The sequence below is a fragment of the Bacillus sp. LQ16 genome, from assembly GCF_057784645.1.
Genome location: NZ_CM173491.1, coordinates 4,670,741 through 4,695,802, shown reverse-complemented (window position 1 = coordinate 4,695,802; position 25,062 = coordinate 4,670,741). Strand labels below are relative to the sequence as shown.

Below are 25,062 nucleotides of genomic sequence, written 5' to 3'. Positions count from 1 at the left end.
CGTTAACTTTTTGATTTCTTTACTTATGTGCCTTACATAACTGTCATGTTTGTGTAAGAAACATCGATAGTGGCAAGAGTAGAGAGTGTATATAGTTGAAAATAGAGAATAGAAGAAATGAGGGATGTCGAGATGAAAACAGTATTAGAAGCAAAAAATATTGAAAAAGTATATGACACGGGTGGTAATAAATTTGCAGCGTTAAAAGGTATTAACTTACAAGTAAAAGAAGGTGAGTTCGTTGGAATTATGGGACCTTCTGGTTCTGGTAAGACGACTTTACTAAATGTTCTTTCTACAATTGATAATGCGACGAACGGTGAAATTTTAATTGATGGAAAAGATATTGTGAAAATGAATGATGATAAGTTAGCATTATTCCGCCGCGATCATTTAGGCTTCATTTTCCAAGATTATAACTTATTAGATACGTTAACAGTGAAAGAGAATATCGCTTTACCACTTGCGTTATCAAAGGTGAAAGCGAGTGAGATTGATCGCCGCGTTCTTGAAATCTCAAAGAAATTTGGCATTGATCATATTTTAAGTCAGTTCCCATATCAAGTATCTGGTGGACAGAAGCAGCGCTGCGCAGCATCACGTGCAATCGTTACGAATCCAAGTATGATTTTCGGGGACGAGCCAACTGGAGCGCTTGATTCTAAATCTGCAACAGATTTACTTGAAAGTATGAAGTCATTAAATGAATATGATAACTCAACAATTTTAATGGTAACGCATGATGCATTTGCAGCAAGTTATTGTAAACGAGTTATTTTCATTAAAGATGGTGAACTATATAAAGAATTGCACCGTGGTGAATCAACGCGTAAACAGTTCTTCCAAAAAATTGTTGACGTAATGTCTTCTATTTCTGGAGGTATGGCTGATGACCTTATCTAGCATTGCCCTCCGCAACATACAGCGGAACTTTAAAGACTACTTTGTATATTTCGCATCTATGATTTTTAGTATTGTTATTTATTTTACATTTAAAGCACTGCAATATAATTCACAAATGGAAAAAGCAGCAGAAGCTTCAAAAAAAATTAGCGGAGCGTTCCAAGTTTCCAGTGTGATGCTTATCATTTTCGTAGCAGTGTTTATTATATATTCGAACGGATTCTTTACACGTAAACGTAAAAAAGAAGTTGGCTTATATTCGTTATTAGGTATCCGTAAAAGACAAATTGGTAAAATGCTCTTTTATGAAAATATGTTAATGGGATTAATGTCATTAGTAATTGGGATTGCGATCGGTAGTGTCCTTTCGAAATTATTCCTTGAGTTATTAGTAAATATGATGGGATTAAATTTAAACGTTCATTTTGAAGTACCGATGGCTGCCATTATTGATACAGCAATTATTTTCTTTGTGATTATTTTATATACATCACTTCAAGGATATCGTTTAATTTATCGCTTTAAGTTAATTGAACTTTTCCGTGCAGAACGTGAAGGAGAAGCAATGCCAAAAGGATCTGTCATCATGGCATTAATTTCAGTTTTCTTAATCGGTTCAGGTTATTTTTTAGCGCTAATGTACATGAAAGCAGTTATGTATGCAGACTTTATGGTCGTTGCATTATATATTTTATTAGCGACAGTAGCAGGGACTTATTTACTGTTCATGTTCTTCACAGTATTTGTATTGAAACGTGCAAGAAATAATAAGTCAGCATTTTATAATGGTATGAATATGGTAACGACATCGCAGTTACTATATCGTATTAAAGGAAATGCGAAATCATTGGCGACAATCGCTATTTTAAGTGCAGTTACATTAACAGCGGTTGGTACGTCAGTTACGATGTATTACAACACATTTACGCAATCAAAAGTTGCTGCGCCGTATAGTTATTCCTATGAGAAAAAAGATGCAGCATTAGATAAAAAAGTAAATGAAATACTTGCTGGAGAGAAGAATAATCACCCAGTCACATATGAATCAGAAGTTGAAATGATTCCTGTGAAAGGAACATTTAAAAGTGAAAGAGCTGATCAAGTTCTGAACACACACTATAATGTTACGAATCAGTACCAGCTTATTTCTCAATCAAGCTTTAATAAACATGTGAAACATTTAGATGTAGAACCTGTAAATTTAAGTGCGAATGAAGCTTTCGTATATGATAGCTTATATATTGAGAAACTTGATTTTGGTCCTCTTTATACAGGAAATACAGCTGTATTCCCTGTTGGAAATGAGTCAAAAGAATTAAAAATTAAAGGTGTAAATAATAGAAGCCTTACAAATTTAAATGAACTATTTGTAATCGTTCCTGATAAAACATATGAGCAAGTGAAACAAGTAAACGAAACGCGTACTGTAAAAAATATTGATGTAAAAGGTGAGCGAAATAGTAAAGAGTTAACAGCAAAATTAGCAAGCATTATGCCAGCTGGAGAATCAGAAGTTTTAAAACCATTTAACGATTTCTATACAGGATTCCAAATGGGGCTTGAAACGACAGGCTTAATGATGTTTATTGGGTTATTCTTAGGATTAGTATTCCTATTAGCAACAGGCTCAATCATTTACTTTAAACAATTAACAGAAGCAAGTGCTGACCGTGATCGTTACATTGTCCTTCATAAAGTTGGTGTAACGAAGCAGGAAATGAAGAAAGCTATCGCAAAACAAGTAAGCTTTATCTTCGCTATTCCGTTAGTAATCGGTATTTTACACAGCTTATTTGCACTAAAAGGTTTATCAAATATATTACCATTTGAAATTATGATTCCGCTTCTCATTAGTATTGGAGTATACGGTGTCATCTATATTGGATATTACTTCTTAACGGTTCGTTCTTATTATAAGATCGTGAGTGCGAAGTAATAAGGGGCAGCTATCGCTACACGCGATAGCTGTTTTTTTATTCTTCATAAAATCTTAAGAAACTTCCTCAATTTTTATTAAGAAACGATAGTTATACTTAGACACAAGTTAAAAACTATCGAACGAATGAGGAGAGGTTTACATGCAGCTCATTACATTTTTACATGAATTTATAAAGCATCCAAAACATACTGGTGCAATTGCGCCAAGTTCAAAAATATTAGCAAAGAAAATGGTCGATGTAATTGATTTTAATAAAGCGAAATGTATTGTAGAGTTAGGGCCTGGCACAGGGGTTTTTACGAAAGAGATTATGAAGAGAAAAAAGAAGGAAACAATATTTCTTCTTATTGAAATTAATGAAGTATTTTTCAAAGAATTAAAAAGAAAGTTTAAAGATGAGCAGAATGTCATTGTTGTACACGGTTCAGCTGAAAATATAAAGAAGTATATGGAGGAGCTCAATATAGAATGCATTGATTACGTTTTATCAGGGTTGCCTTTCACTTCTTTACCAGAAGAAGTTTCAAAGCGCATTTTAAATAATGCGATGGAAGCGATACATGAGAATGGTGAGTTCATTACATTTCAATATTCACTTGTGAAAAAAGGGTTTATACAGCATTTCTTCCCTGAAATTACACTAGAAAAAGTATGGCTCAATTTCCCGCCAGCCTACGTCTTTAGTTGCAAAAAAGAACTAAGGAGAGCGTATGCATAATGGAATTACATGAATTATTATCCTATATCGAGCAATACGGTTATTGGGCATTATTTTTCTGTTTATGGTTAGGTATTATCGGTATGCCAATTCCAGATGAAATGATTGTTATGAGTGGTGGTTTCGTATCTTCAGTAGGTATATTAAGTGTTGTTCCTTCATTTGTATTAACATATTTAGGTGTTGTATCAGGGCTTTCTTTAGGATATATATTAGGGAAGGTATTTGGCACGAAGGTACTCCATAAATTGATGAAAAAGAAAAAAGCAAAGTATTTAATAAAATCACAAGAAATGGTTGATAAATACGGACAGTACGCGTTAGTTACAAGCTATTTCATACCAGTTGTAAGACATATCGTGCCGTATTTAGTTGGAATGAATAACATGTCATTTAAGACGTATGGATTTTATTCTTATACGACAGGATTTGTTTGGACACTCGTTTACTTTGTGCTCGGTGCTTTATTTGGACAACATATTGAAAGTATTGTAGCGATCGCGATAGAATATGGCGTGTATTTTGGTGTGATTGTTTTTATAGTTACAGGTATTCTTTATTTATATAGACAAAAAAGAATCACACTGATGAGTAAATAGAAGTAAAGAAAGTTTCTTCCAGTATGAAGGACAAGATAGGATTATAAGTATAAAATTATCTTTATTTAATGGTAAAATATAGGTAAGTAGTTAAGGAAGAGCGTTGTGCTACTTATTTTTAGCCTTATCTTAATTGGAATTATGTGCAGTATGAAAATAGTATCCTTACACATGATAGAACGACAAAAGGTAGAGGAACGATATGTATATTGCCCAAAATGTGATGCGAAAATTAGAAAAGGGAATTCGACTCCTTTTTGTTCGAAATGTAATTTAATATTTTAAAAAGAAAAAGTCCGAAATCACTTTATATGGTTTCGGACTTTTTCTTTTTAAGTAAACATTAATCCACCTAGTTCTTTTTCGTTTGTTTATTAGCTAAAATGGAATATGAATAACAATAGTATGTAAACGAAAATAAATATAGATGTACATATGGAGTGTTATATTTGGAGATTTTAATCATAGTAGGATGCCTATTAATAGGAATTATTTTGATTAGTATAAGTAATTATCGATTTATAAAAGAATTAAAAGAAAAAAATTCAAAGAAAGAGAAATGGAAAGTAGTAGCTGGAAATTTGATAGAGTTATTTAGTGATCCATTGCATGGAGTGCCGTTCTATTTTTTAACTGGGGGTCTCTTTTTTGTAATCGGACTGTTGTTATTTCTTTCTATGGGAATGGGTTGGCTTGAAATTGATTAAGGCGTATTAACAAAGATATTTCATAGTTGTATTGCGAAGAGGAGAGAGCAAATGCCGGTTATAAGAGATATACAATTGAGTTTTCTAAAAGTAAAAGAGCATACCAGAAACATAGAGGCATTACAGTTAACATCTACAAGCAACTACGATGAAGACATCTCTTTTGGTAAAGAGACGAGCAGTATTACTTCTTTATATTGTCGACATATGCCAAAGTTAAGAATGGATTATGAGAAAGGGATTTTGATTCATTGTGTGGATGATATTTCATTACTCGATGAGTGGGAGAAGAAATATAGAATTTTCCCTGAATATATGAATGTTTTTGTGGAGTATGAGAGTGTGAAGGATTTTCCATATTTATCAGATAGAAGAAATAAAGAGCGGAAAAAAGTTTGAACAAGGGATTGAGTATACGAATATTATTGAAGGATATCCCATTATTATGAAGTCTTTCGTAGAGATGGATCGAGAAGTTTTGAGGGTTTTATTACCTGATGAAAGAGGGATTCTTCCTACGAGGCCAGAGTGTGATGAATGTTATAAGACTCAATTGGATGATATTGAGGAGAGTTGATAAAAAAGAGCTTGAAACTATTCAAGCTCTTTTTTTATCACTATTTATGTCCTAAAATATGCTCAATCTCATGCAAACTTAATTTACTTGCCTTAGCAATCGTTTCAAGTGGTATACCAAGATCATACATATTTTTAATCATTTGAATTTTTCCCTGCTGAACTCCTTCTTTTCGACCTTGTTCAATGCCTTTTTCAATGCCTTTTTTAATTCCTTGTTTCATCCCTTGTTCCATTCCTCTTTTTATTCCTTCTGTCTCTGCATGGGCGAATTTTGCTGCTTCATCCATTAAAACTTTCTCCCTTGCGTCATAGGCTTGCCGGAAAGAAGAATCTTGACTCATACGTTCCCATTTATTTATCGCTTTTTGTAAAATAGGATCTTCGTTCATAGCAATATCCTCCAATAGTTTAGTTAAGTGCTCATCCTCATTTGCTGAAAGCAATAAAAGCCAACGAACAAATGGATCTTTCCACGGATTTACTTTTGCTTCATGCCATTGTTCAGTTAACTTTGGAATTTCTATAATGTGGATTTCTATGTCTTCACTCAGGAGTTTTTGTTGTTGTGTATTCCATAATATGCTCGTTGTATGGAAGGTTGGGTGTTCCGAAAACATTACGAAGTTTAGTAAGTTTATGGTGATGGTTTTGTGAAGTGCACTGTAGGGCATCCCTTTTTGTAGTTGAGATGTGTATAGTCTTCCCCAATAATATAAACTGCGTTTAACCATATCGTGATTATTATTGAGTTGTATTTCTACATTAACTTTTGTTCCTGTGTCTAATGTCGCTGAAATGTCTAAAATAGATAACTTATCCTCTTCATATTCCCTGTGTAAATGTGGATCTTCTAGTTGTAGAGAAGCAATGGGCGACTCTAAAGACTCTTGTAACATAGCATTTAAAAATGCAATTAGAATATCTTCGCTACCATTCGTACCAAACAATTGTTTAAATGCAAAATCAATGCGTAAATTAACTAACTGTTGGTTGAACAAAGTTTGTCCTCTCCCTTATATGAAGGTGCTTCTTTCCTTCATTGTACATAAAAAGAACTAGAGTATGCAAACAAGCCATTCTTCTATTTTTTAGTAGTGTTATTAGAATGTCACAGTTAAGTATGGTTATGTTATACTCTAGTGAAATTAAAAAAATATTTTTGTTTATATCGAGGTGAAAATGCTACATATGCAAAAAGATATTTTAAAACTATTAGATAAAAAGCAAAGTAACTATGAATTTCCTGCATTTGATAATGAATATATGGATATTTCGCAAGTGAAATTCTCTCTTTTCTTTAACGATACTAAGGATTGGTTAATGGTGTTTCAACTTGTTGGTGTAGGTTCATTAGGTGTATGTAATGATATTCAAGTATATGGAGATAGAATTACTCATTCAATGGGTGATGATTGCATTTTACAATTAAATGATGGCAATTATGAGTTGTTTGATGATGAAGGTGAATTTATGCCGAATATTTATAACGGCAGTCTAAAAATTCGTGAGCATCATTTTGAATATGAATTTACAGAAGAGGATTATATAAATAATGGAATAGAAGTACAAACGACAGAGCATTATCCAACATACTTTATGCGTATGCTTGCTACTAATGAGGAAGCTCAAAAATTATTGTGGTGGGATAAAGGAGAAATTTTAGAAGAGTTCGGTTTAGAAGGCGACTGGGAAGTAGCGTATGAAACGGAAGAATGGAAACATGTTGAAGACGAAAAAGTAAGTGAAAATGAATTCTTCCAATCAGTAGCCTCTGCAATAGAGAAGAAAGATCCAAGTGTTATTGTGAATGAAAATGCTAATACGCATTGGAGAAATTGGGTAGAGTTTGATTGTGACTGAAAAGGATAGGAGAAAGAATAACAAATGAAAAGAAGAAGAAAATCCGGAGAAAAAGTACAAATGCATCGTTTTGCACTACCTCTATGCTACGGAAGTGAAGCACCATATTATTATTACGAGGTAGCGCCCCATGAAAGAGAGGGACGCTTCCATTTAACATCAGAACTTTGCGTAATGGACGATGAACATTACTTTATTAGAGGATGTTTAGAGATTCCTATCATTGACTACCACGAAAACTTCATATGGACTGTTTGGGTATCACTTAGTAAAGAAAGTTATGATGAAGTATTAGAAAAGTGGGATGAGAGAGGCCGAGAAAATAGTGATCCTTATTTTGGGTGGTTATCTGTAGAAATACCAGTTTATCCAGAAACATTAAATTTAAAAACAAATGTACATATAAGAGAAGTTGGAACGGCACCGTATGTTGAATTAGAGCCAACCGAGCATCCTTTAGCAATCGAACAAAGAAATGGAATTACTTTAGAGAGAGTTAAAGAAATACAAGAAATGATTCAACGACATAGCTAGATTAGAAGAGAAAAAACGAGTGCTAGCACTCGTTTTTTTCTTTACACAACCGCAGGATTATAAATCATCGTAAAGTGTCCTGGTAATAATTCAATGTGACAAGGTGTATGAAGCGAACTTTCTCCATCTGTATCTACTTCTTTTTCTTCTTTCGTTTCAATATGAATGGATTTTGCTTTTACGTGGAAGATGTCATTTTCATTTGAATCCTCGAATAGTTTCTTTCCGATGTAATCTTTAAATGCTTGAATACCTGTTGATTTGACTACGAAAATATCAAGTGTTCCGTCATCACATTTTACGTTCGGAATAAAGGATGGAATACCACCAAGATATTCACCATTTCCAACCATGACAAGGACAGCTTCGTCTTCATATACTTGTCCGTCATAAGTAATTTTTACTGGGAATGTTTCAGCATTTTTTACAGTTCGAATTGTGCTTAAATAGTAACCGATTTTACCAAGCTTTGCTTTTTCTTCTGCATCGATATTGTTTGATACTTCAGATACGAGACCAATCCCCCAGAAGTTTAAGAAATGTTGTCCATTTGCTTTTGCAACGTCAACTGGTTTTATATGTTCTTTTGTAATAAGTTTTGCCGCTTCTGCAATGTTTTGCGGAACACCAAGTGTGCGAGAGAAGTCGTTGCAAGTTCCACCTGGAATAATTGCAAGTGTAGGTCTAGTTTCGAGAGGTGCTAAGCCATTTGTGCATTCAAATACTGTTCCATCACCACCAAAGACGATAATTAAATCTACTTTACTAGCAAACTCTTGGCAATATTTTGTTGCATCACCTTGTTTTTTCGTATGAAGGATATGTAGATCAGGAAAAGCTGCGGCAAGAGGTGGTACGATTTTTGTTAAATTTGTATGTAAGTCACCTTGACCAGCTTTCGGATTTACGATGAGGAGTACTTTTTCAAATTTTGTCTTTGTCATTTTTATTCTCTCCCTTTGTCTTTTACGAATCGTGATAGAAAATAAACTTCCATCAGTAATTAATGGAAGCTTATTTTATTATATTACTCCGTTACAACTGAAGCGATAAATGGTAAGTTACGATATTTCTCAGCACAGTCGATACCGTATCCAACGATGAATTCGTCTGGAATTTGGAAGCCAACATATTCAGCTGTTAAGTCCACTTTACGGCGTTCTGGTTTATCAAGTAGCGTACAGAACTTAAGTGCCTTTGGTTTATGCATAAAGAAGTGGTCTTTTAAGAAATGAAGTGTTAAACCAGAATCGATAATATCTTCTACAACAATTACGTTTTTTCCAGTAATGTTTACGTCGATATCTTTTAGTAGTTTCACTTTTCCTGTCGTTTCTGTTTGATTTCCGTAACTAGATGCAGAAATGAAGTCAATTGTTACATCGTTTTTGATGTGACGAATTAAATCAGCAGCAAATACGAATGAACCTTTTAATACTGCGATAACTACGATTTCTTCTCCTTCAAAGTCACGTTCGATTTGAAGTGCTAATTCTTTAACTTTTGCTTGTAATTGTTCTTCAGAAATTAAAGTGTCTTTTATTTCAATATTCATTGTAATCCTCCTACAGTGTAAAACTTACGAACATTTCGACTGTAAAGGATAGAATAGAAAAAGTCAAAGGAGATAGTAATTTTTTACAAAGATAACGACAAAATCATCTGATGATATGATATACTAAGTATATTAAGAAAACGCTTCCATAAAGGGTGAATATGATGAAGAAGAAACAGTACACAAGTGTAACATTTATAAAAGCATTACTTTTAACAATTGTTCTTGGCCTGTTGGCTTACGTAATTGATGTACCTGCGATTCGTATTTCATTAATTGGAATGACTTTAGTGTTAGGAGCAATTTCGCACGGTATGATGTCGCAGCTAAAAGAAGCTGGACTTGATGATATGAGAGATCATATAGATAACAAGTAAGAAACCTTCATTATATAGAGTGAAGGTTTTTTTGTTTCTTACAAAAATGTAAGGTAGTTGTAAGGCAAATCGATAGTTGCATAATAGCATTTTGGATAAACTATGGGTGTAAGGTAAAAGGCAAGCATATTTTAGGTAAATTAAGTTTTAGGCACTCTATATGTGAAAAAGGAGTAGGAGGGCATGGAGAAACGTTGGACGACCTTTTCTTTTTTAGCGACTAGTAACACCGTAATGCTAGATGGAAAAATGGATTTTTTGCACTTGTTTGATCGTGAAGATGATCATTCTTCTTCTAAATTTACAATGAAATGGAATAAATGGAGCGAAAGTTGTAGGTTTGAAGAAGAGGCCCCTAACGAAGAGCAAAAGATTATTTTAACAAACCCTATTAAAGCGTGGGTTGTTCAACGTCGTAAGTGTAACGTCAAAAATCACTTCAAGAAAACTGAGCCGAGACAATTAGTTATCGCTCCGGCCCGTTCTACTTCCAAATCACGCGAAAGTAACATGTAAATATTGAGACACACACCCGAAAAAACATCGTACATATTACGATGTTTTTTTCTTTTTCTACAATGAAATCTTTAAATGAAATATATTTCATCTGCATCTTATATTTATATCTCTTGCTTATTCTAGTAATACATCCGGTGCGAGTTGATGTGAATAAAATATAAGGAGAGAATGAAGATGAAAAAGAGACTATTACCAATTTGTGCAATGGCACTTTTAACAGTAGGATATTCTTCAGTAGCGAGTGCGGATACTGGAACAGTAACAAAGGAAGAAGAAGCGCAAGTGCAACAAGATAAAGCTAAAAAAGAAGAAGCAATTAAGGAACAGCAAAAAAATGAAGTAGAGAAAAAACAAGCGGCCCAAGTACAAGAAAAAAATGATATGGCTAAAAAAGAGGAAGCAATAAAAGCTGAGAAAAAGAGTGAAGAAGAGAAAAAGAGAATAGCGCAAGAACAGTTAAAAAATGATATGGCAAAAAAAGAAGCAGCGATAAAAGTCGAGCAAAAGAATGAAGTAGCTAAAAAAGAAGTAGTAAAGCCAGTTGTACAAGGTGAAAAATTACCAAATACAGCATCAAATAATGTAGCAATGATGGGATTAAGTGCATGTCTTGTAGCGATAGGTACATTATTTGGTTTGAATCGTCGCAATAAGATTAAAGTGTAAATAAAATATTTTCCTATAAAGAATGGAATAATTTCATATATTAAAAATGGTAGGTTACTCCTACCATTTTTTGCATGGAGGGATGAAGAATGAAGTTACTCAATTATATCGGTATCATATTGATGGCTATTGGGCTATTCATGGGATCCTATTACGCTGTGGAATGGTATAAAGGAAAAAGCTCTGCTCAAGAATTAACGAAAGAAGAAATAAAGAGCCTTAAAAATATACAAGATACTCAACTTTCTCATGAAACACCTGTAACTTCTCAAGTGCCTTCTTCTCAAACAGAACATAAAGAAGGTGAAAAGGTAGCGATGTTAAACATACCGAAAATAAAGAAGAAGTTTTCTATATATTGGGGAGCGGATGATACGACTTTGAAAAAAGGAGTTGGTATGTTTGTTAGTGATTTAACGACAACCCCATCTGGAGGAGGACATACTGTACTGAGTGGACACCGAGATACTGTATTTACAGATTTAGGAGAGTTGAAAGAAAAGGATACTCTTGTTTTAGAGTATGATAATAAAACGTACACATATGAAATTCAAAAGACATGGATTACTCATGCGGATGATCGTACTGTTATTATAAAAAAAGAAGAACCGATATTAACACTGACAACTTGTTACCCATTTGATTATATAGGGGATGCACCAGATAGATATATTATCGAGGCGACGTTAACTGGCAGTTATTCAAAGTGAAATTATAGTTTCTGAAAACGGGAGGGGGATATATCAGTTATGTCAAAAAACATTTTAATTGTTGAAGATGAAGACATATTACGTGAAATATTAAAAGATTATTTTTTAAGTGAGCAATATGTAGTGTTTGAAGCGAGGGACGGGAAAGAGGCTTTAGTTGTATTTGAAGAAGAAGAGGTTGATTTAGTTATTTTAGATATTATGTTGCCAGAACTCGATGGATGGTCTGTTTGCCGAAGGATTCGAAAGACGTCCGAGGTGCCTATTATTATGCTAACGGCGCGCGTAGATGAAGACGATACGCTACTTGGTTTTGAACTTGGGGCAAATGACTATGTGACGAAGCCGTATAGTCCGCCAATTTTATTAGCAAGAGCGAAAAGGTTGTTAGAAAGCAGAAAAGTGACAAAGCAACTTTTAGAGAATGAAGATGATACATTATCAATCCACGATATTCACGTTCATTTTCCGTCACGCACTGTTACGGTAAATCGAACTGATATTAATTTAACGCATACAGAATTTGAAATATTAGCGTATTTCATGAAAAATCAAGGAATCGTTTTAACGCGAGAGCAACTCATTTCAAGAATTTGGGGATATGAATTTGCTGGTGATGATCGAACGGTTAATAGTCATATTCGTAATTTAAGAAATAAATTAGGAGAGAAAGCAAAGTACATTACAACTGTAGTACGCACAGGTTATAAATTTGAGGGCAATGTATGAGGAATGGAATTGTACTAAAATTATTTACTCTTACAACAGCATTGTGCATGTTGATTTTAGCGACGATATTTATTGGACAAACGATATTTTTCAAACAATATTATGCGAATCGAAAAGTGGAAGATATTAAAGTGAATTTAAATTCCTTTGGGAAGAACTATTTAAATCATGCAGGAAATGCAGAAGAAATTCAGAAACTAGAGCAAGACTTTTTAAGAGAAAATAATACGTGGATTACGACATTAGATAAGAACGGGAATTTAAAACATGCAGATGATTTTTATTTTGAAGTAACGATAGATCGTAGGCAACAAAAGAGCTTTGGACAACAAATATTCAAAATTCCCTTAGGTAATCTCGTCAATATAGAGGAGATTGATAATAAATTATCAGAGCATTTTTTAGGGCAAGAAATTTATTTTTCTGGAGTGAGAAAAGAAGATAGTTTTATTCCATTCTCTTTTTCTTTATCTAAACAGAATTTAAGCGGATCTAATAAACCGCTAGAAAAAGCATTTAATGAGAAAATGAGAAAATTATATGAGGAGAAAAAGAAAGCAACCGGGGAACAAGTTGTTAAGGAGAAGAGGCCAGCCGTTCAGGAGCAAGCTGCCCCAGAACCAGATGTTTACATAGGAGGGCGTGTTACGAAAGTACAGTTTCCAGATGTAAAAGGCCCCGTAAATCCAATTTATAAAAATACTTTATTTTTGGATAGTATAAAAGAATTTCAAACGGATGTATTACTAAAAGAGAGTAATCAAATAGAGTATTCAACAAAGACAATGGACTATGAAAAGAATGATATAAAATATAAATTATTAATGAAACCAATAAAAGAAAAAGATGGATCAGTAACATATATTTATGCGATGGCTTCTTTACAGCCCGTAGATGAAGCTGTACAAATGGTGCAAGATTATTACATCTATATCATTGCATTTGTAGTCGTTCTTATTTTTTTAGCTTCGTTTTATTATTCAAAACAAATTGCAAAACCATTATTAAAAATAAATGATACGACGAAGAAAATAGCACAATTAGATTTTACAGAAAAAATACCGATTACTTCAAAAGATGAAATTGGAGATTTATCGAAAAATATTAATGTGTTATCAAATAAACTCCATTCGCATATTGGGCAGTTAGAAGAAGATATTGAAAAGGAAAGAAAGTTAGAAAAGACGCGAAAAGAATTCATTTCTGGTGTTTCACATGAATTAAAAACACCGCTAAGTATTATGAAAAGCTGTATTTCTATTTTAAAAGACGGGGTAGCTGAGCATAAAAAGGATTATTATTTTCAGGCGATGGAGAGAGAAGTAGACAAAATGGATACGTTAATTTTGGATATGCTTGAGTTAGCTAAATTTGAATCTGGTACATATAAAATGAAAAAGGATTCGTTTTATATTGATACAGTAATTGAAGAAATATGTGAACATCTATCTGTGGAAATAGAGAAAAAAGAGCTTCGTGTTCATAAAAATATATGTTCATTTGAAGTGATTGCAAATCAAGGCCGGATTGAACAAGTCATCGTGAATTTCATTACGAATGCCATACGTTATACACCAAATAAAGAAGATATTATTATTTCTACAATAGATGAGAAGGATCGTATAAAAGTGTGCATTGAAAATAAAGGTACTCATATTGAAGAAGAACAATTAGATAAAATTTGGGATCGTTTTTATCGAGTGGATACAGCTCGTCAGCGTTCACAAGGTGGGACGGGGCTTGGGCTTGCCATTTCAAAGAATATTTTAGAACTACATGATACTGAATATGGGGCAGGAAATACAGAAGATGGTGTGTTATTTTATTTCTATTTACCGAAAAAAGCGTAGAAAATATGATCTGCGTTTTTTTAAATTATTTTCATATTATCTTTACCTAATCTTTATTTTTAATCAGTATAATTTGTTTAGAATATGAGGTTATGTAAGGAGTCGATGAACCGTGCATAGCAATTGGCTAAGTATAATGGTATTTATTTTCTTTTGCGCATTTATTGTATTTTTAATTAATATTACGATATGAAAAAAGAGCGCTCATTAAGCGCCCTTTTTTTGTGTATTCATTTGATAAGCACTGATGCTTTTGAATAAGCGTGGTGAAGTGATAAATAAAAATATAAGTAAAACGGTACATAGAATATAGGAACCAATCATTGTACTACCGTTAAATATTAAAGAATATAGGAAAGCCGATTGGCCTTTTGGTGCATATTGTCCCCAGAAAATGATACCAGCGATAAAGTGACAGAAGTAACGAGCTAGACTACCGATAAAAGTAGCGACGATAATGTATCCAATTACTTTCTTTCCTTGGTTTGGTTTTGATGAAGGTTTGTCTTTACGGCTACCTAAATTTGATTGTTCTTCGCTATTTTCATTTGACGCTAAAAGCGCCTTTTGAATTGGACGATAGAATAAACCAGCAAATCCAATGAATGCGAAAGCAACAAAGTATTCAATTAATACTTGAATTGGTGTGACGATAATGGCATCGCCTACGACAATTTGTAATAATCCCCAAATTAAGCCTCCTAAGAAAGCCATTTTGAAGCCCCAGCGGTATGCGATAATAAAAATAGGAATCATAGCAAATGAAATGGAACCGCCTGTTGCTGATATTTTGATTGAAAGTGGTAAAATGTCGATGACCAAGGCGAAGGCTGCAAGAATAGCAGATTCGATCATCGCTTGTAAATTGGTGTTACGCATGTTGTCTCCCCCTAAATCCAAGTTGTACAAAAAAGAATAGATATCATAGGAGGATACGAAATACGTAAATAAAAATGAGGTATGTATTTCGGACGTTTGCACAATCCCTGCGTTAGCATTAACTAACAGGTTCGAAGGGTCGGAACGAAGTGTTCCCTCTCAGCGGCATGGCTCCCCCAGTGATAACGAGATTCTTTATTTGCTATTGTTTATTGTAAGCGAAATGGATGAGAATGGCAAACAAATGCTGTATGACAATAATTGAAATAGAATTGTAGCGAAATGTTAATAAATATGAAGCAAAAGGGTATAGTACAAGAGAAATTGGGTGTGGTATAATTTTTTTGAAAATAATTATCATTCTCTTCTGAGGGGGAAGGTTATGAGCTTAGTAGATATTAAAATTGGAGAGAAAGTGTTAGTAAAAAGTATTCAGTCTTTAGATCAGCTATTAAAGCGTAGACTAGCTGCTTTCGGTCTTGCGGAAGGAAGCGAACTTCGCTTGAAACAGAAAGCGATGTTCAAAGGTCCTTGTACATTGGAGTGTCGTGGACAGTTAATTAGTATTCGTCATTGTGACGCGAAAATGATAAAGGTGGAATTAGCGTGAATAAGGTAGCTTTGCTAGGGAATCCGAATACAGGGAAGACATCATTATTTAATGCACTTACTGGTTCTTATGAATACGTAGGAAACTGGAGCGGTGTAACAGTAGAAAAAAAGGTTGGTAAATTAAAAGATAGACAAGGAACATTAATTGATTTACCAGGTGTGTATGATTTAAATCCAGTTTCACGTGATGAAGGTGTTGTAACAAACTTTCTATTAACAGAAGAATTTAATCATATGTTAAATATCGTAGATTCTTCGCAATTTGAGAGAAATATGCATTTAACGTTGCAATTACTTGAATTTGGTAAGCCGGTCTCAATTGGTTTAAATATGGTTGATGTGGCGAAGCAAAGAGGAATTGTCATTGATGTAAAACGATTATCAGAACTATTAGGTGTAACAGTCGTTCCTGTCGTTGCAAGAAGTGGAAAAGGTTGTGAAGAACTACTTGCGACTCTTAAAGAAAATGACAAAAAGGAGAAAAAGCCATTCCTTATTTCATATGGTGTACAAATGGATGAAGGAATTGGAGAAGTAATTGCTCTTTTAGAGACAGCGAATTATGAGCATCCGAGATGGTTAGCACTTCAATTTTTAAGCAATAACGAAGTAGTAGAAAAAGAAATGAAAGCATTACCAATTTATAAGGAACTCATAGCCATTCGATCTCGCTTAGAAGGAAAACTTGATTGTACGTTAGAAGAGCACATTTACAAAACTCGTGAAGCGTATATTGAAAAGTTAAAAACAAATGTTATGAAGCATGAGAAAGAAGGAAAAATTCCTTTTTCAGAAAAAATTGATAGATTAATTACACATAAAATTTTAGGACTTCCAATCTTTTTAGCAGTTATGTTTTTTATTTTTCAGGTTACGTTTACGTGGATTGGTACACCTTTATCGGATATGTTAGATGAGTTTTTTGGTGGTCAGCTTACGGATTGGGTGACGGCTGGACTTACAAGTATTGGAGCTTCTGATTTTATTCAAGCACTCGTTACAGAAGGTATTATTGCCGGTGTTGGTGCTGTATTAGTATTCGTACCACAAATCTTTGCACTATTCTTTTTCATTTCATTATTAGAAGACTCAGGATATATGGCGCGAATTGCAGTTGTTATGGATAGAATTATGGAGTTTTTCGGCTTAAACGGAAAAGCTTTTATTCCGATGATTATCGGTTTTGGATGTAACGTTCCAGGTATTATGGCTGCGAGAACGATTGAACAGGAAAAAGAACGTTTACTTACCATTTTAGTAACACCATTTATGTCTTGTTCAGCACGATTACCTGTATATGCATTATTTGCGGGCGTATTTTTCCCGAATAGTCAGGCGACTGTTGTATTTTCTTTATATGTTGCAGGGATTGTTCTTGCGTTATTAGTTACAAAAATTATGTCTCTTACGATTTTGAAAGCAGAAAAATCTATTTTCGTAATTGAATTACCGCCTTATCGTGTGCCACAAGCGAAAACGTTATGGCTGAGCACGTGGGAGAAAGGAAAGGGATTTGTTCGTAAAGCTGGTACATTCATCTTTGGTGGTTCGGTTGTTATTTGGTTATTAAACTATGCAGGTCCATCAGGATTTGGCGTTGATATGGGAGATAGCTACTTAGCGATGATTGGTGGATTTATCGCACCATTATTTGCACCGCTCGGCTTCGGAACGTGGCAAGCTGCGGCATCCCTTTTAACAGGATTTTTAGCGAAAGAAGTTGTCGTTTCTACAATGGCAATTATTTATGCGGTTAAAGAAGATGTGCTTGGAAATGTAATGGGAGCACATTATACAGCATTATCAGCTTATGCATTTATGTTCTTTATTTTATTATATGTTCCGTGTTTAGCGACCGTAGCTGTTATTAAACGTGAAACAGGATCAGCGAAATGGACGATTTTTTCAGTCGTTTATCCACTCGTAGTTGCTTATGTATTAACGCTCATTATATACCAAGTTGGATCCTTACTCGGATTCTAGAAGGAGATGTATTGTGATGATGGTCAATATTATAATTGGAGCTATCATTTTTGGTTATGCAGCATATACGTTAGTTAATTTTGTAAAGAGAAGTAAAAAAGGAAAATGCGCGGCATGTTCTTTAAATAAGTCATGTCAGTCGCAAACTTGTAGCCCGGATATGGAGCAAATTGCTCATAAATAGAAAAAAGCTTTTCGAATTTGAATTGAATCCAAAAAGTTAGACAAATATATTAAGCAGCTAATAAGGATTGAACTCTGTATTGCACAGGGGGCAATCCTTTTAGTTTTGTTTTAATTCTTTTGTGATTGTAGTAATCAATATAAATTTCTAGTTCTTCCTTAAATTGTTCCATTTACGGCTTGTATTTTATCTTTTGAAGAAAATTTAGCCCTAAAAAATGCACCTCCAATTGTTAATTATGTGTCTAACAATTGGAGTGCACTTCATTACAGGCAGTCTTTTTAATCTACTTCAATATCTCGGCCTTCTGTCATCACTTTATTTCTCCAAAGCAAAAGTAATCTCCTAAATTCTGAAGTTTCTAATTTACATTGATTATTTGGTGGGCTAATGTAATAATTAATCGCGCTTGTATATTTAGGTTCAATAAATACAGCAGCAGCATTGTATTCTAGTTCATAACTAGGGTACTTTCCCTCTACGACATGGTCTAAAACTTCTATGTATTCATCCGCTTCATCTTCATCTAGGTTTTCTATAAAGTCAGATACAATAGCAATTTCTTTTGGTAAACGAATTCTTAGTCCACCAAAGGGGTCACGCCAAAATTCATGTGAATAATTCATTAATACAACCTCACTATCTTCTCGTATATTTTGGATAAGCAGTGGTAATTTCTCCATTTTCAATAATCATCTCAACCTTAAATCCAGAAGAAGTTTGCCCTACGTATTTATTTGGAGCGATTTGAACACGATTGATATATGCTTCTTTAATAGAATCAACTACCTGGACTCTATTCCAATCCTTAGGGAAAAATGAAGATTTAGCTTGTTTTACAATACCATCAATCTTTACCTCTGCAACATATACTCCTGCAGGATTTGGTGGCCTAGTAACGCGAATTATCTCTCCCCCCATCATATTCTCGTGATGATAACCAACAGCTTTTAATCCCCACCATTTTTGTCTTACTTCACCATGAAAAACATGCTCCATAAGTGATGAGTCAAATTTATATGGCGTGTTCCCACTGGAAGCTCCTTCCCCCCTAGTAAACTGATGGGTCGATAGCTTTTCCTCAGTTGCTCTAAAATCAGGTGTATCAAATACAGAGCGTATATTATTTCCACCAGCTAAAGCAAACTCATTGCGATTACGATTGAATAAGGATGCAGCGTCTTGCAAGTTTTGATTAGCAGTTCGTGAAATCTCAGCTAATTTTGTGCCAGGATTCAACATTGCAATTTTATCCACGCCTTTTGTTCCTACGAATAGTTGTCCAACAGCCAATATAGTATGACCAGCCGCGCTTCCATACCATTCTGCACCACTATACGAGTCACCATTGGTAACATCACGATTCCAAGAATCAGAAATTGTTTGTTTTATCGTATTGAACGTCTCGACTGGATGAGAAACGGCTTCAATCGTGTTATTAAATGTGTCAATTGGATGGATAACTGCATCTGCAATTCCTAATAATTCATCACCTATAGCGTCGCTCATTCCTTTTTTAAGTGATAGGGACACCTAATCCAGATTTTTCAAAAGCAGATGCGATTTCATCATCTATAGTGTCTTTTATTTTATTCACATCTTTATACGCTGCATCGATACCATGTTTAAATTTATCATATAAAGACTCATCGGAATTTTTTACTTTACTAAAATCCTCATAAGTTTCCTTGAGACCATGCAAAACCTTGTCACGTAAAGATCCATCATTTTTCTCACTATTTAACTTACCACACATTGCTCCTTCTTCAAGATTTCCATCATATGAAGCATCTGCGGTACGGAATTTTTCGGCAATTCGTTTCAAATCCTCTTCCACTTTTATAATCGAATTGATAGATGTAAAAGCTTTTGGTCTTGCATCATTGAACATTTGAATGAACTGTTGGTTAGAGGCACCAATCCATTGAAAACATAAATGATCTATTTCATTACATAGATTATTATGTATAGATTCTAATACGATTCTGGTATTATTTGCACGATTAGCAACTTCTTCTAGCATTTCAGGTGTTACTTTGATTTGAACCATTTCTTTCCTCCCTTTCCCCAATTAAAATTATGAGATAAAAAGAAAAAAATGCAAATACAGAAACTTTAGATTAGTATAATAATATTGATGTGAAATGAAACCTGCTTAATTGTAAATAAAGCTTATGTGTATGTAAAGTAACAATTAGAGCCACGATTGTGAGCGTTTTTTTATTTTGCATCAATAATATCAATAAACTTCAAAGTCATATTATTATAAAATGCATCCGTACAAATTATAGATTTATTCAGCGGATCAATGTCAACGACAGTCATATAGTTAGTAAGTAAAAAACCACCTTCAGTACCTTCTAGATATCGTTTTACTGCTTGTATTTTATCTTTTGAAGAAAATTTAGCCATAAAAAATGCACCTCCAATTGTTAATTATGTGTCTAACAATTGGGGTGCACTTCAATTTCGCAAAGCTTTTTTGTTTTACTTTTTAATTTTTACAAGTTGAGAAGCTTCTACGCCTTTGTAACCAGGGAATTCTTTACTCGGGTCTTTATCAAATTTTAATACACCTACAGATTTTTCATCACCTTTTACATTGCTGTAAGTTGCGTCATCAACAATCGCATACATATCTGTATATGCACGGCCACTTCCGATAATTGTGTTGCCTTCATATTTTAATTTCGCTCCATCAAGTGTAGCATTTTCTACTTTCTCTTTTGCGAATAATACACCTTGTTCTGTTGTTACAGCTGGTAATTTATCAAGTGGTTTCGTGTTGTCTTTTTCATCAACTTTGCTAAGTAACTCTTTTTTCACTAGTTCTTCACCAGTTTTCTTATCCATTACAAGAACTTTTTTACCATCTAATGTTGTCATTTTCATTTTATAGAAGTCTTTTTCTTTCACTTCTTTTTTGTTTTTATCTGTAATTTGTTGAACTTGTTCTTCTGAGCCGTACAGTACAAAACCGTTCGCTTTCTCTCCTAATAAAGAACAACCTGATAATGCTCCAAATGAAATTGCTGCTGCTAATCCGATTCCTACTAATTTTTTCATGATGATTTCTCCTTTTATATGTTTTATAGTAAATACAATTTTTGTATTAGTGCTTACATGTGAAGAAGCTTGTTTGTTGCTTCTGGTATTAGTGTATAAGAAATATCGGAATGCAACTATCGAGTTAGCTTACAGTAACATTACACTTATGTAATTTAGTGAAATTGCACAAAAGTAAGTTAATTTCAAAGAGGGATAATGAGAATATATTAGAAATGCAATATTGTATATAGAATGTCATATTATAATGGATGTATTTTGGAAATAACATGTAAGGACATATTAGTTTTGTTATAATAAACACATAGGCTGTAAAAATGAATATTCTTTACTGTAAAGGGAGATTTTTCAGTTTTCCAAGTAGTGAATTTGAAATATGAGGTATATCATAGGAGGAATTTAGATGTCTGTATTTAAACGATTAAGAGATTTAACAATGTCGAATGTGTACTCGTTAATTGAAAAAGCGGAAGATCCAGTTAAGATGACGGATCAATATTTACGCGATATGCAAGCGGATGTACAAGAAGCTGAGAAAAGTGTAGCAGCTCAAATCGCACTTGAGAAGAAATTCAAAATATTATTTGAAGAGCAAGAAGCACTTGTGAAAAAACGTGAAGAGCAAGCTCATATGGCTGTTCAAGCTAATAACTTAGATCTTGCGCGTCGTGCATTAGAAGAAAAACAAAATGCAGAGCAAAAGATGAATGAGTATAAAGCAAGCTACGAGCAAAATAAAGCTGCTGCTGATAATCTTCGTCTTAAGTTAGAAGAAATGCGCAAGCAATTAACAGAGCTGAAAAATAAACGTGAAACACTTGTAGCACGTGTAAATGCAGCGAAAGCACAGAAGAATATTAATCAGGCGATGTCTGGATTTGATTCAAATTCAGCAAAGGCTGGTTTAAGCCGTATGGAGGAGAAAGCTCTTCAATTAGAGGCTGAAGCGGAAGCAAGCGGTGAAGTTTATAAGAAAGAAAAGTCATTAGATGATGAATTCGCAAGCTTAAACAAAAATTCTGCTGTTGACGATGAATTAGCTCGTATTATGAAGCAGTATGAGAAATAATATAGAATAGAGACAAATGAACCGACATGTCTAAACAAATTCATGTCGGTTTTCTATTATATTTTTGAGGAGGTTTTGCAATGACATGGATGAATGTAGTTGCCATGCTTGTATGGACTGGAGCGAGTGCAGTACTTTTATTTGCAATTATGTGGGTTGATTCGATTTTTACAAAATACAATGATTTAAAAGAAATCAAAAATGGAAATACAGCTGTAACAACTCGTTTTATTATGAAATTATTTGCACAAGGGTACATTTTATCTCAATCGATAACGAAAGCAAATGATTTATGGCAAGCACTTCTTGCATCAGCAGTTTCTTTCGTTATTTTATTAGTGGTAGAAATGTTTATCGAATTCGTATTAAAGAAAATGTCTGGTCTTGATTTAGAAGAAGGTACGAAAGAAGGTAGCGTTGCACATGCGATGTTAGCCGGATCATTACATATTGTTGGTGCACTTATTTTAGGTGCTTGTTTATAAAGAGAAAAGGAGGGGTAGATCATGAGTTTATTTAAACGAATTAAAAATATAATGAAAAGCCCAGAGCCACCGAAGCCGGAAAAGAGTCTTTTAACGTTAGCTCCTGGTGATATGATTGAAGTTTCATTAGTCATGTACGAATTAACTGGGAAAACGAGTATGCATTCTCGCAAGGAAATTGTTTTAACACTGCAAGACGGGAAAGACATTCGTTATTTAAAAATTGAAGATCGTGAAAATACGTATTACAAATTATATACACCAATTGATGGTCGCTTAGATTCAATTGAGGAAATTCCGACGACAATTGAAATGGATGATACAGAGTACCATATGGAAGAACAATATAACGGACGTGTTGTTGTGATGGGGAAAACACCATTCTCAGCTTCAGAGGAACAGTACGTCTGGGAATTCCAATCAGATAATCGAAAATTATTGCGTATTGAATGGCAAAATGGTCGTACAATGATGTATGAGGGAGAAGCAATCATTCCTGCTGATGTACAAATTATAAGAGCAACGTAAGGGGGCGTAATCATGTCAAACCGATTGTTTACCATGATTAAATCGTTTGTGATCCCTATACTTGCTATCGTTACATTACTTGTTGTTGCTGGTTATGCCTTATCAGGTTGTCAAGGCGGGCAGACAAAGTCGATTCAAGACCGTTATCCGCTTGAGTCTGTCGCAAAGGAAGGTAAACAAGAATCTTACGTGTATAGGGCCGCCAATCGGTCAGTTCCTGAAGTCGCGAAGGAACTTATAGCCGAAAGGAAACCGAAACAAGCATCTAAAGAAGACGAAAATCAAATGTTTCTCGTTTATTCGGATAAAATGTATAACCTTCAAAAGGATAAAGAGAAACCATCTGATACGTTAATTGAAGTAAGTAATGAAGAATTTGTCCGTCAAAACTACCAACCGTCCTTCTTGCAAGGATATATTATGGGGAGCATATTAAACGATATATTCGGTTCACGAAAATCATCATATGGTGATTATCGAGGATATAATGACAGACAAAATCATAAACCAGTTATTCCAGAGAGACCACCTACGAAAGAAGAAAAGAAAACCCCACCTCCAATTACGAAGGAAGGGAAAGGGTCTATCATTAAGCGAGGCGATAATGTAGATTCGAAACCATCAGTAGGTGATAAGGGAAGTATTACTGAAAAAGGAAGTAATACGACGCCCCCACCTTCTACTGGAAGCAAGGGTAAAATTACAAAAACACCAGGTGGTTCAAGTGGATCAGATGTGAAGCCGAAATCATCTATTAAAACGCCGCCAAGAAATACATCTCCTCCGAAAACGAGGGTCGGTGGTTCAGGGAAAATTACGAAGAGAAGATAGTAGAGAGACCGAAAAGTGTAAGTTGCTTTTTGGTCTTTTTTCTTGTTATAGGAACTAATTCCTTTCGGGTGGTGCAATTTAGGCGTAAGAGGGGAGAGTAAAAATATATCAGCGATTATTAGAATATATCGACCACAACTCAAAATATATCAGCGATTATTGAAATATATCGACTTACCGACAAAAACTGACAACGATAGCAACTTAATAATAAGAAGAGGGTGTGCCAAAATGTTAGCACACCCTCTTTTTTCATAATGATTAATGAATATCACGTTTCTTGAAATTACCGCCTTTTACTTCTGCTACATCATAAACGGTAATAAAGGCATTAGGATCGATTTCATTAATAAGTTCTTTCATTTTACTTTCTTCTAAACGGTTAATTACGCAAGAAATTTCTTTGAATTTCTCTCTTGAATAACCACCGTATACTTCGTTATATGTTGCACTTCGGCCTAAACGATCACGAATTGTTTCTACCATCAATTCAGGCTCTTTTGTAATGATTTTAAATGCTTTCGAACCACTTAAACCAACTTCAACGATATGAATCACTTTCGAAGCAATAAAGTAAGCAATTGCCGAAAGGATAGCTCCTTGAAGACCGAATACGGTTGATACGAAAATAAATACGAACATGTTTAAGAATAAAATAAGGTCACTCGTTCCAAATGGTAACTTACGAGAAAGCAATACAGCAAGCATATCGATTCCATCTAATGCTCCACCGTTACGCAATGCTAGTCCCATACCAAAACCGATGATAATACCACCAACAACTGTAACTAATAATGTATCGCCTTCAATAATAGCTGGTATTCCGTGCATGACAACGGTACCTACTGCTAATGAAGCAATTCCGATAATAGAATAAATCGCAAAGCTTTTACCGATTTGCTTATACCCTAACCAAACGAAAGGAATGTTAATAACTGCGATTAGAGCTCCTAATGGCAATCCAAATAATCTTGAACTAACGATACTTAAACCAGTTACACCACCGTCTGATACGTTATTTGGAATTAATACTGCTTCTAATCCGTACGCTGTGATAAATGCCCCAATAATAATCATCAAAGCTTTTGAAGCAATTCTTAGCTTATTGGGCTTGTTTTTGATAATTTTCTCCATGTAATTTCCTCGTTTCAAACTAGTTTCTTATTTGTTACGTAATTCA

29 protein-coding genes, 4 pseudogenes and 1 riboswitch are annotated in these 25,062 nt (G+C 34.2%); of the genes and pseudogenes, 23 read left to right on the top strand and 10 right to left on the bottom strand.

Going from position 1 to position 25,062, the window contains the following annotated elements:
- Positions 1-132: 132 nt before the first annotated feature.
- The 8 genes and pseudogenes from AC3EMB_RS23815 to AC3EMB_RS23780 all read left to right on the top strand — a co-directional run.
- Positions 133-903 carry an ABC transporter ATP-binding protein gene (locus AC3EMB_RS23815; protein ID WP_000859655.1) on the top strand — a complete coding sequence of 257 codons (771 nt, stop codon included), beginning with the start codon at positions 133-135 and terminating at the stop codon, positions 901-903.
- On the top strand, positions 890-2,839 hold the full coding sequence (locus tag AC3EMB_RS23810; protein ID WP_488517303.1) for an ABC transporter permease: 1,950 nt from the start codon (positions 890-892) through the stop codon (positions 2,837-2,839). The genes AC3EMB_RS23815 and AC3EMB_RS23810 overlap by 14 nt, the downstream gene beginning before the upstream one ends.
- A 142-nt stretch (positions 2,840-2,981) precedes the next feature.
- The gene (locus AC3EMB_RS23805) at positions 2,982-3,560 is read left to right on the top strand and encodes a class I SAM-dependent methyltransferase (protein ID WP_001176064.1); all 579 of its coding nucleotides are present in this window, start codon (positions 2,982-2,984) and stop codon (positions 3,558-3,560) included.
- Positions 3,560-4,159 (top strand): DedA family protein, encoded by a 600-nt coding sequence (locus tag AC3EMB_RS23800; RefSeq protein WP_098851934.1) that lies wholly within the window; start codon positions 3,560-3,562, stop codon positions 4,157-4,159. Before AC3EMB_RS23805 ends, AC3EMB_RS23800 begins: the two co-directional genes overlap by 1 nt.
- Before the next feature lie 105 nt (positions 4,160-4,264).
- Positions 4,265-4,444, top strand: a complete 180-nt coding sequence (locus AC3EMB_RS23795) for a hypothetical protein (RefSeq protein WP_098851935.1) — start codon at positions 4,265-4,267, stop codon at positions 4,442-4,444.
- A gap of 164 nt (positions 4,445-4,608) precedes the next feature.
- Entirely contained in the window at positions 4,609-4,866 is a 258-nt protein-coding gene (locus AC3EMB_RS23790) for a hypothetical protein (protein ID WP_000404320.1), read from the top strand.
- Between the two features lie 51 nt (positions 4,867-4,917).
- Positions 4,918-5,250, top strand: a pseudogene (locus tag AC3EMB_RS23785) (hypothetical protein); the annotation flags it as partial.
- Positions 5,234-5,443, top strand: a pseudogene (locus AC3EMB_RS23780) (DUF4262 domain-containing protein); the annotation flags it as partial. The pseudogenes AC3EMB_RS23785 and AC3EMB_RS23780, both read left to right, overlap by 17 nt.
- A gap of 40 nt (positions 5,444-5,483) precedes the next feature.
- Here AC3EMB_RS23780 and AC3EMB_RS23775 read toward each other — a convergent pair.
- Positions 5,484-6,443, bottom strand: a complete 960-nt coding sequence (locus AC3EMB_RS23775) for an Rpn family recombination-promoting nuclease/putative transposase (protein WP_488517302.1) — start codon at positions 6,441-6,443, stop codon at positions 5,484-5,486.
- Between the two features lie 190 nt (positions 6,444-6,633).
- Here AC3EMB_RS23775 and AC3EMB_RS23770 point away from each other — a divergent pair, with 190 nt between their 5' ends.
- Together AC3EMB_RS23770 and AC3EMB_RS23765 are read left to right on the top strand one after the other, a co-directional pair.
- The gene (locus AC3EMB_RS23770; protein WP_078401145.1) at positions 6,634-7,305 is read left to right on the top strand and encodes a DUF7003 family protein; all 672 of its coding nucleotides are present in this window, start codon (positions 6,634-6,636) and stop codon (positions 7,303-7,305) included.
- A gap of 24 nt (positions 7,306-7,329) precedes the next feature.
- A complete protein-coding gene (locus AC3EMB_RS23765; RefSeq protein ID WP_098127433.1) occupies positions 7,330-7,839 on the top strand; it encodes a DUF2199 domain-containing protein in 510 nt (169 codons plus the stop codon).
- Between the two features lie 41 nt (positions 7,840-7,880).
- On the opposite strand, the gene AC3EMB_RS23760 is transcribed toward AC3EMB_RS23765, so the two are convergent.
- Positions 7,881-8,783, bottom strand: a complete 903-nt coding sequence (locus AC3EMB_RS23760) for a diacylglycerol/lipid kinase family protein (RefSeq protein ID WP_000167901.1) — start codon at positions 8,781-8,783, stop codon at positions 7,881-7,883.
- Between the two features lie 83 nt (positions 8,784-8,866).
- Entirely contained in the window at positions 8,867-9,394 is a 528-nt protein-coding gene (gene hpt / locus AC3EMB_RS23755) for a hypoxanthine phosphoribosyltransferase (protein ID WP_001019295.1), read from the bottom strand.
- A gap of 161 nt (positions 9,395-9,555) precedes the next feature.
- Between hpt and AC3EMB_RS23750 the strand changes: the two genes are divergently transcribed.
- The 6 genes from AC3EMB_RS23750 (at position 9,556) to AC3EMB_RS23725 (ending at position 14,245) form a co-directional block, all read left to right on the top strand.
- Positions 9,556-9,771, top strand: coding sequence for a hypothetical protein (locus tag AC3EMB_RS23750; protein WP_002041936.1), 216 nt, complete (start codon positions 9,556-9,558; stop codon positions 9,769-9,771).
- Between the two features lie 183 nt (positions 9,772-9,954).
- On the top strand, positions 9,955-10,287 hold the full coding sequence (locus AC3EMB_RS23745; protein WP_000415613.1) for a hypothetical protein: 333 nt from the start codon (positions 9,955-9,957) through the stop codon (positions 10,285-10,287).
- 177 nt (positions 10,288-10,464) lie between these two features.
- Positions 10,465-10,956: an LPXTG cell wall anchor domain-containing protein gene (locus AC3EMB_RS23740; RefSeq protein ID WP_069356357.1), complete on the top strand. Its 492-nt coding sequence runs from the start codon at positions 10,465-10,467 to the stop codon at positions 10,954-10,956.
- Between the two features lie 89 nt (positions 10,957-11,045).
- A complete protein-coding gene (locus AC3EMB_RS23735; protein WP_053563488.1) occupies positions 11,046-11,666 on the top strand; it encodes a class D sortase in 621 nt (206 codons plus the stop codon).
- 39 nt (positions 11,667-11,705) lie between these two features.
- Positions 11,706-12,395: a response regulator transcription factor gene (locus AC3EMB_RS23730; RefSeq protein WP_016079950.1), complete on the top strand. Its 690-nt coding sequence runs from the start codon at positions 11,706-11,708 to the stop codon at positions 12,393-12,395.
- Positions 12,392-14,245 (top strand): sensor histidine kinase, encoded by a 1,854-nt coding sequence (locus AC3EMB_RS23725; protein WP_488517301.1) that lies wholly within the window; start codon positions 12,392-12,394, stop codon positions 14,243-14,245. The genes AC3EMB_RS23730 and AC3EMB_RS23725 overlap by 4 nt, the downstream gene beginning before the upstream one ends.
- Positions 14,246-14,452: 207 nt before the next feature.
- Here AC3EMB_RS23725 and AC3EMB_RS23720 read toward each other — a convergent pair whose 3' ends face one another.
- Complete coding sequence (locus tag AC3EMB_RS23720) at positions 14,453-15,124, bottom strand: energy-coupled thiamine transporter ThiT (protein WP_001246567.1); 672 nt, start codon at positions 15,122-15,124, stop codon at positions 14,453-14,455.
- 86 nt (positions 15,125-15,210) lie between these two features.
- A riboswitch (TPP riboswitch) is annotated at positions 15,211-15,312 on the bottom strand.
- 194 nt (positions 15,313-15,506) lie between these two features.
- On the opposite strand from AC3EMB_RS23720, the gene AC3EMB_RS23715 reads away from it, so the two are divergent.
- From AC3EMB_RS23715 to AC3EMB_RS23705, 3 genes are read left to right on the top strand one after another with little or no spacing between them, the layout of a single operon-like run.
- Positions 15,507-15,734 (top strand): FeoA family protein, encoded by a 228-nt coding sequence (locus AC3EMB_RS23715; protein ID WP_000060512.1) that lies wholly within the window; start codon positions 15,507-15,509, stop codon positions 15,732-15,734.
- Positions 15,731-17,719 (top strand): ferrous iron transport protein B, encoded by a 1,989-nt coding sequence (gene feoB, locus AC3EMB_RS23710; protein ID WP_053563489.1) that lies wholly within the window; start codon positions 15,731-15,733, stop codon positions 17,717-17,719. The genes AC3EMB_RS23715 and feoB overlap by 4 nt, the downstream gene beginning before the upstream one ends.
- A 16-nt stretch (positions 17,720-17,735) precedes the next feature.
- Positions 17,736-17,903, top strand: a complete 168-nt coding sequence (locus tag AC3EMB_RS23705; protein WP_000989597.1) for a FeoB-associated Cys-rich membrane protein — start codon at positions 17,736-17,738, stop codon at positions 17,901-17,903.
- Between the two features lie 49 nt (positions 17,904-17,952).
- On the opposite strand, the pseudogene AC3EMB_RS23700 reads toward AC3EMB_RS23705, so the two are convergent.
- The 5 genes and pseudogenes from AC3EMB_RS23700 to AC3EMB_RS23680 form a co-directional block, all read right to left on the bottom strand.
- A pseudogene (locus AC3EMB_RS23700) lies at positions 17,953-18,075 on the bottom strand (IS3 family transposase); the annotation flags it as partial.
- Between the two features lie 109 nt (positions 18,076-18,184).
- Positions 18,185-18,586, bottom strand: a complete 402-nt coding sequence (locus AC3EMB_RS23695; protein ID WP_000413492.1) for a hypothetical protein — start codon at positions 18,584-18,586, stop codon at positions 18,185-18,187.
- Positions 18,543-19,953: pseudogene (locus tag AC3EMB_RS23690) on the bottom strand (WXG100 family type VII secretion target). Before AC3EMB_RS23690 ends, AC3EMB_RS23695 begins: the two are co-directional and overlap by 44 nt.
- Positions 19,954-20,123: 170 nt before the next feature.
- Positions 20,124-20,315 carry a YolD-like family protein gene (locus tag AC3EMB_RS23685; RefSeq protein WP_053563491.1) on the bottom strand — a complete coding sequence of 64 codons (192 nt, stop codon included), beginning with the start codon at positions 20,313-20,315 and terminating at the stop codon, positions 20,124-20,126.
- Positions 20,316-20,390: 75 nt separating this feature from the next.
- Complete coding sequence (locus AC3EMB_RS23680; protein WP_048565089.1) at positions 20,391-20,969, bottom strand: lipoprotein BA_5634 family protein; 579 nt, start codon at positions 20,967-20,969, stop codon at positions 20,391-20,393.
- Between the two features lie 403 nt (positions 20,970-21,372).
- Between AC3EMB_RS23680 and AC3EMB_RS23675 the strand changes: the two genes are divergently transcribed.
- From AC3EMB_RS23675 to AC3EMB_RS23660, 4 genes are all read left to right on the top strand, one after another.
- Entirely contained in the window at positions 21,373-22,038 is a 666-nt protein-coding gene (locus AC3EMB_RS23675) for a PspA/IM30 family protein (protein WP_000110281.1), read from the top strand.
- An 80-nt stretch (positions 22,039-22,118) separates the two neighbouring features.
- The gene (locus AC3EMB_RS23670) at positions 22,119-22,523 is read left to right on the top strand and encodes a DUF350 domain-containing protein (RefSeq protein WP_000220087.1); all 405 of its coding nucleotides are present in this window, start codon (positions 22,119-22,121) and stop codon (positions 22,521-22,523) included.
- 21 nt (positions 22,524-22,544) lie between these two features.
- Positions 22,545-23,051 carry a DUF4178 domain-containing protein gene (locus tag AC3EMB_RS23665; RefSeq protein WP_000051755.1) on the top strand — a complete coding sequence of 169 codons (507 nt, stop codon included), beginning with the start codon at positions 22,545-22,547 and terminating at the stop codon, positions 23,049-23,051.
- Positions 23,052-23,063: 12 nt separating this feature from the next.
- On the top strand, positions 23,064-23,882 hold the full coding sequence (locus tag AC3EMB_RS23660; protein WP_065229475.1) for a DUF4247 domain-containing protein: 819 nt from the start codon (positions 23,064-23,066) through the stop codon (positions 23,880-23,882).
- 261 nt (positions 23,883-24,143) lie between these two features.
- On the opposite strand, the gene AC3EMB_RS23655 is transcribed toward AC3EMB_RS23660, so the two are convergent.
- A complete protein-coding gene (locus tag AC3EMB_RS23655; protein ID WP_071731800.1) occupies positions 24,144-25,016 on the bottom strand; it encodes a YitT family protein in 873 nt (290 codons plus the stop codon).
- Between the last annotated feature and the right edge of the window lie 46 nt (positions 25,017-25,062).

Bases quoted from the DNA above. Each gene is read 5' to 3' on its own strand.
- AC3EMB_RS23815 (WP_000859655.1), top strand. From the start codon at position 133: ATGAAAACAGTATTAGAAGCAAAAAATATTGAAAAAGTATATGACACG.
- AC3EMB_RS23810 (WP_488517303.1), top strand. From the start codon at position 890: ATGACCTTATCTAGCATTGCCCTCCGCAACATACAGCGGAACTTTAAA.
- AC3EMB_RS23805 (WP_001176064.1), top strand. From the start codon at position 2,982: ATGCAGCTCATTACATTTTTACATGAATTTATAAAGCATCCAAAACAT.
- AC3EMB_RS23800 (WP_098851934.1), top strand. From the start codon at position 3,560: ATGGAATTACATGAATTATTATCCTATATCGAGCAATACGGTTATTGG.
- AC3EMB_RS23770 (WP_078401145.1), top strand. From the start codon at position 6,634: ATGCAAAAAGATATTTTAAAACTATTAGATAAAAAGCAAAGTAACTAT.
- AC3EMB_RS23765 (WP_098127433.1), top strand. From the start codon at position 7,330: ATGAAAAGAAGAAGAAAATCCGGAGAAAAAGTACAAATGCATCGTTTT.
- AC3EMB_RS23760 (WP_000167901.1), bottom strand. From the start codon at position 8,783: ATGACAAAGACAAAATTTGAAAAAGTACTCCTCATCGTAAATCCGAAA.
- hpt (WP_001019295.1), bottom strand. From the start codon at position 9,394: ATGAATATTGAAATAAAAGACACTTTAATTTCTGAAGAACAATTACAA.
- AC3EMB_RS23750 (WP_002041936.1), top strand. From the start codon at position 9,556: ATGATGAAGAAGAAACAGTACACAAGTGTAACATTTATAAAAGCATTA.
- AC3EMB_RS23745 (WP_000415613.1), top strand. From the start codon at position 9,955: ATGGAGAAACGTTGGACGACCTTTTCTTTTTTAGCGACTAGTAACACC.
- AC3EMB_RS23740 (WP_069356357.1), top strand. From the start codon at position 10,465: ATGAAAAAGAGACTATTACCAATTTGTGCAATGGCACTTTTAACAGTA.
- AC3EMB_RS23735 (WP_053563488.1), top strand. From the start codon at position 11,046: ATGAAGTTACTCAATTATATCGGTATCATATTGATGGCTATTGGGCTA.
- AC3EMB_RS23730 (WP_016079950.1), top strand. From the start codon at position 11,706: ATGTCAAAAAACATTTTAATTGTTGAAGATGAAGACATATTACGTGAA.
- AC3EMB_RS23725 (WP_488517301.1), top strand. From the start codon at position 12,392: ATGAGGAATGGAATTGTACTAAAATTATTTACTCTTACAACAGCATTG.
- AC3EMB_RS23720 (WP_001246567.1), bottom strand. From the start codon at position 15,124: ATGCGTAACACCAATTTACAAGCGATGATCGAATCTGCTATTCTTGCA.
- AC3EMB_RS23715 (WP_000060512.1), top strand. From the start codon at position 15,507: ATGAGCTTAGTAGATATTAAAATTGGAGAGAAAGTGTTAGTAAAAAGT.
- AC3EMB_RS23705 (WP_000989597.1), top strand. From the start codon at position 17,736: ATGATGGTCAATATTATAATTGGAGCTATCATTTTTGGTTATGCAGCA.
- AC3EMB_RS23695 (WP_000413492.1), bottom strand. From the start codon at position 18,586: ATGGAGAAATTACCACTGCTTATCCAAAATATACGAGAAGATAGTGAG.
- AC3EMB_RS23685 (WP_053563491.1), bottom strand. From the start codon at position 20,315: ATGGCTAAATTTTCTTCAAAAGATAAAATACAAGCAGTAAAACGATAT.
- AC3EMB_RS23680 (WP_048565089.1), bottom strand. From the start codon at position 20,969: ATGAAAAAATTAGTAGGAATCGGATTAGCAGCAGCAATTTCATTTGGA.
- AC3EMB_RS23675 (WP_000110281.1), top strand. From the start codon at position 21,373: ATGTCTGTATTTAAACGATTAAGAGATTTAACAATGTCGAATGTGTAC.
- AC3EMB_RS23670 (WP_000220087.1), top strand. From the start codon at position 22,119: ATGACATGGATGAATGTAGTTGCCATGCTTGTATGGACTGGAGCGAGT.
- AC3EMB_RS23665 (WP_000051755.1), top strand. From the start codon at position 22,545: ATGAGTTTATTTAAACGAATTAAAAATATAATGAAAAGCCCAGAGCCA.
- AC3EMB_RS23660 (WP_065229475.1), top strand. From the start codon at position 23,064: ATGTCAAACCGATTGTTTACCATGATTAAATCGTTTGTGATCCCTATA.
- AC3EMB_RS23655 (WP_071731800.1), bottom strand. From the start codon at position 25,016: ATGGAGAAAATTATCAAAAACAAGCCCAATAAGCTAAGAATTGCTTCA.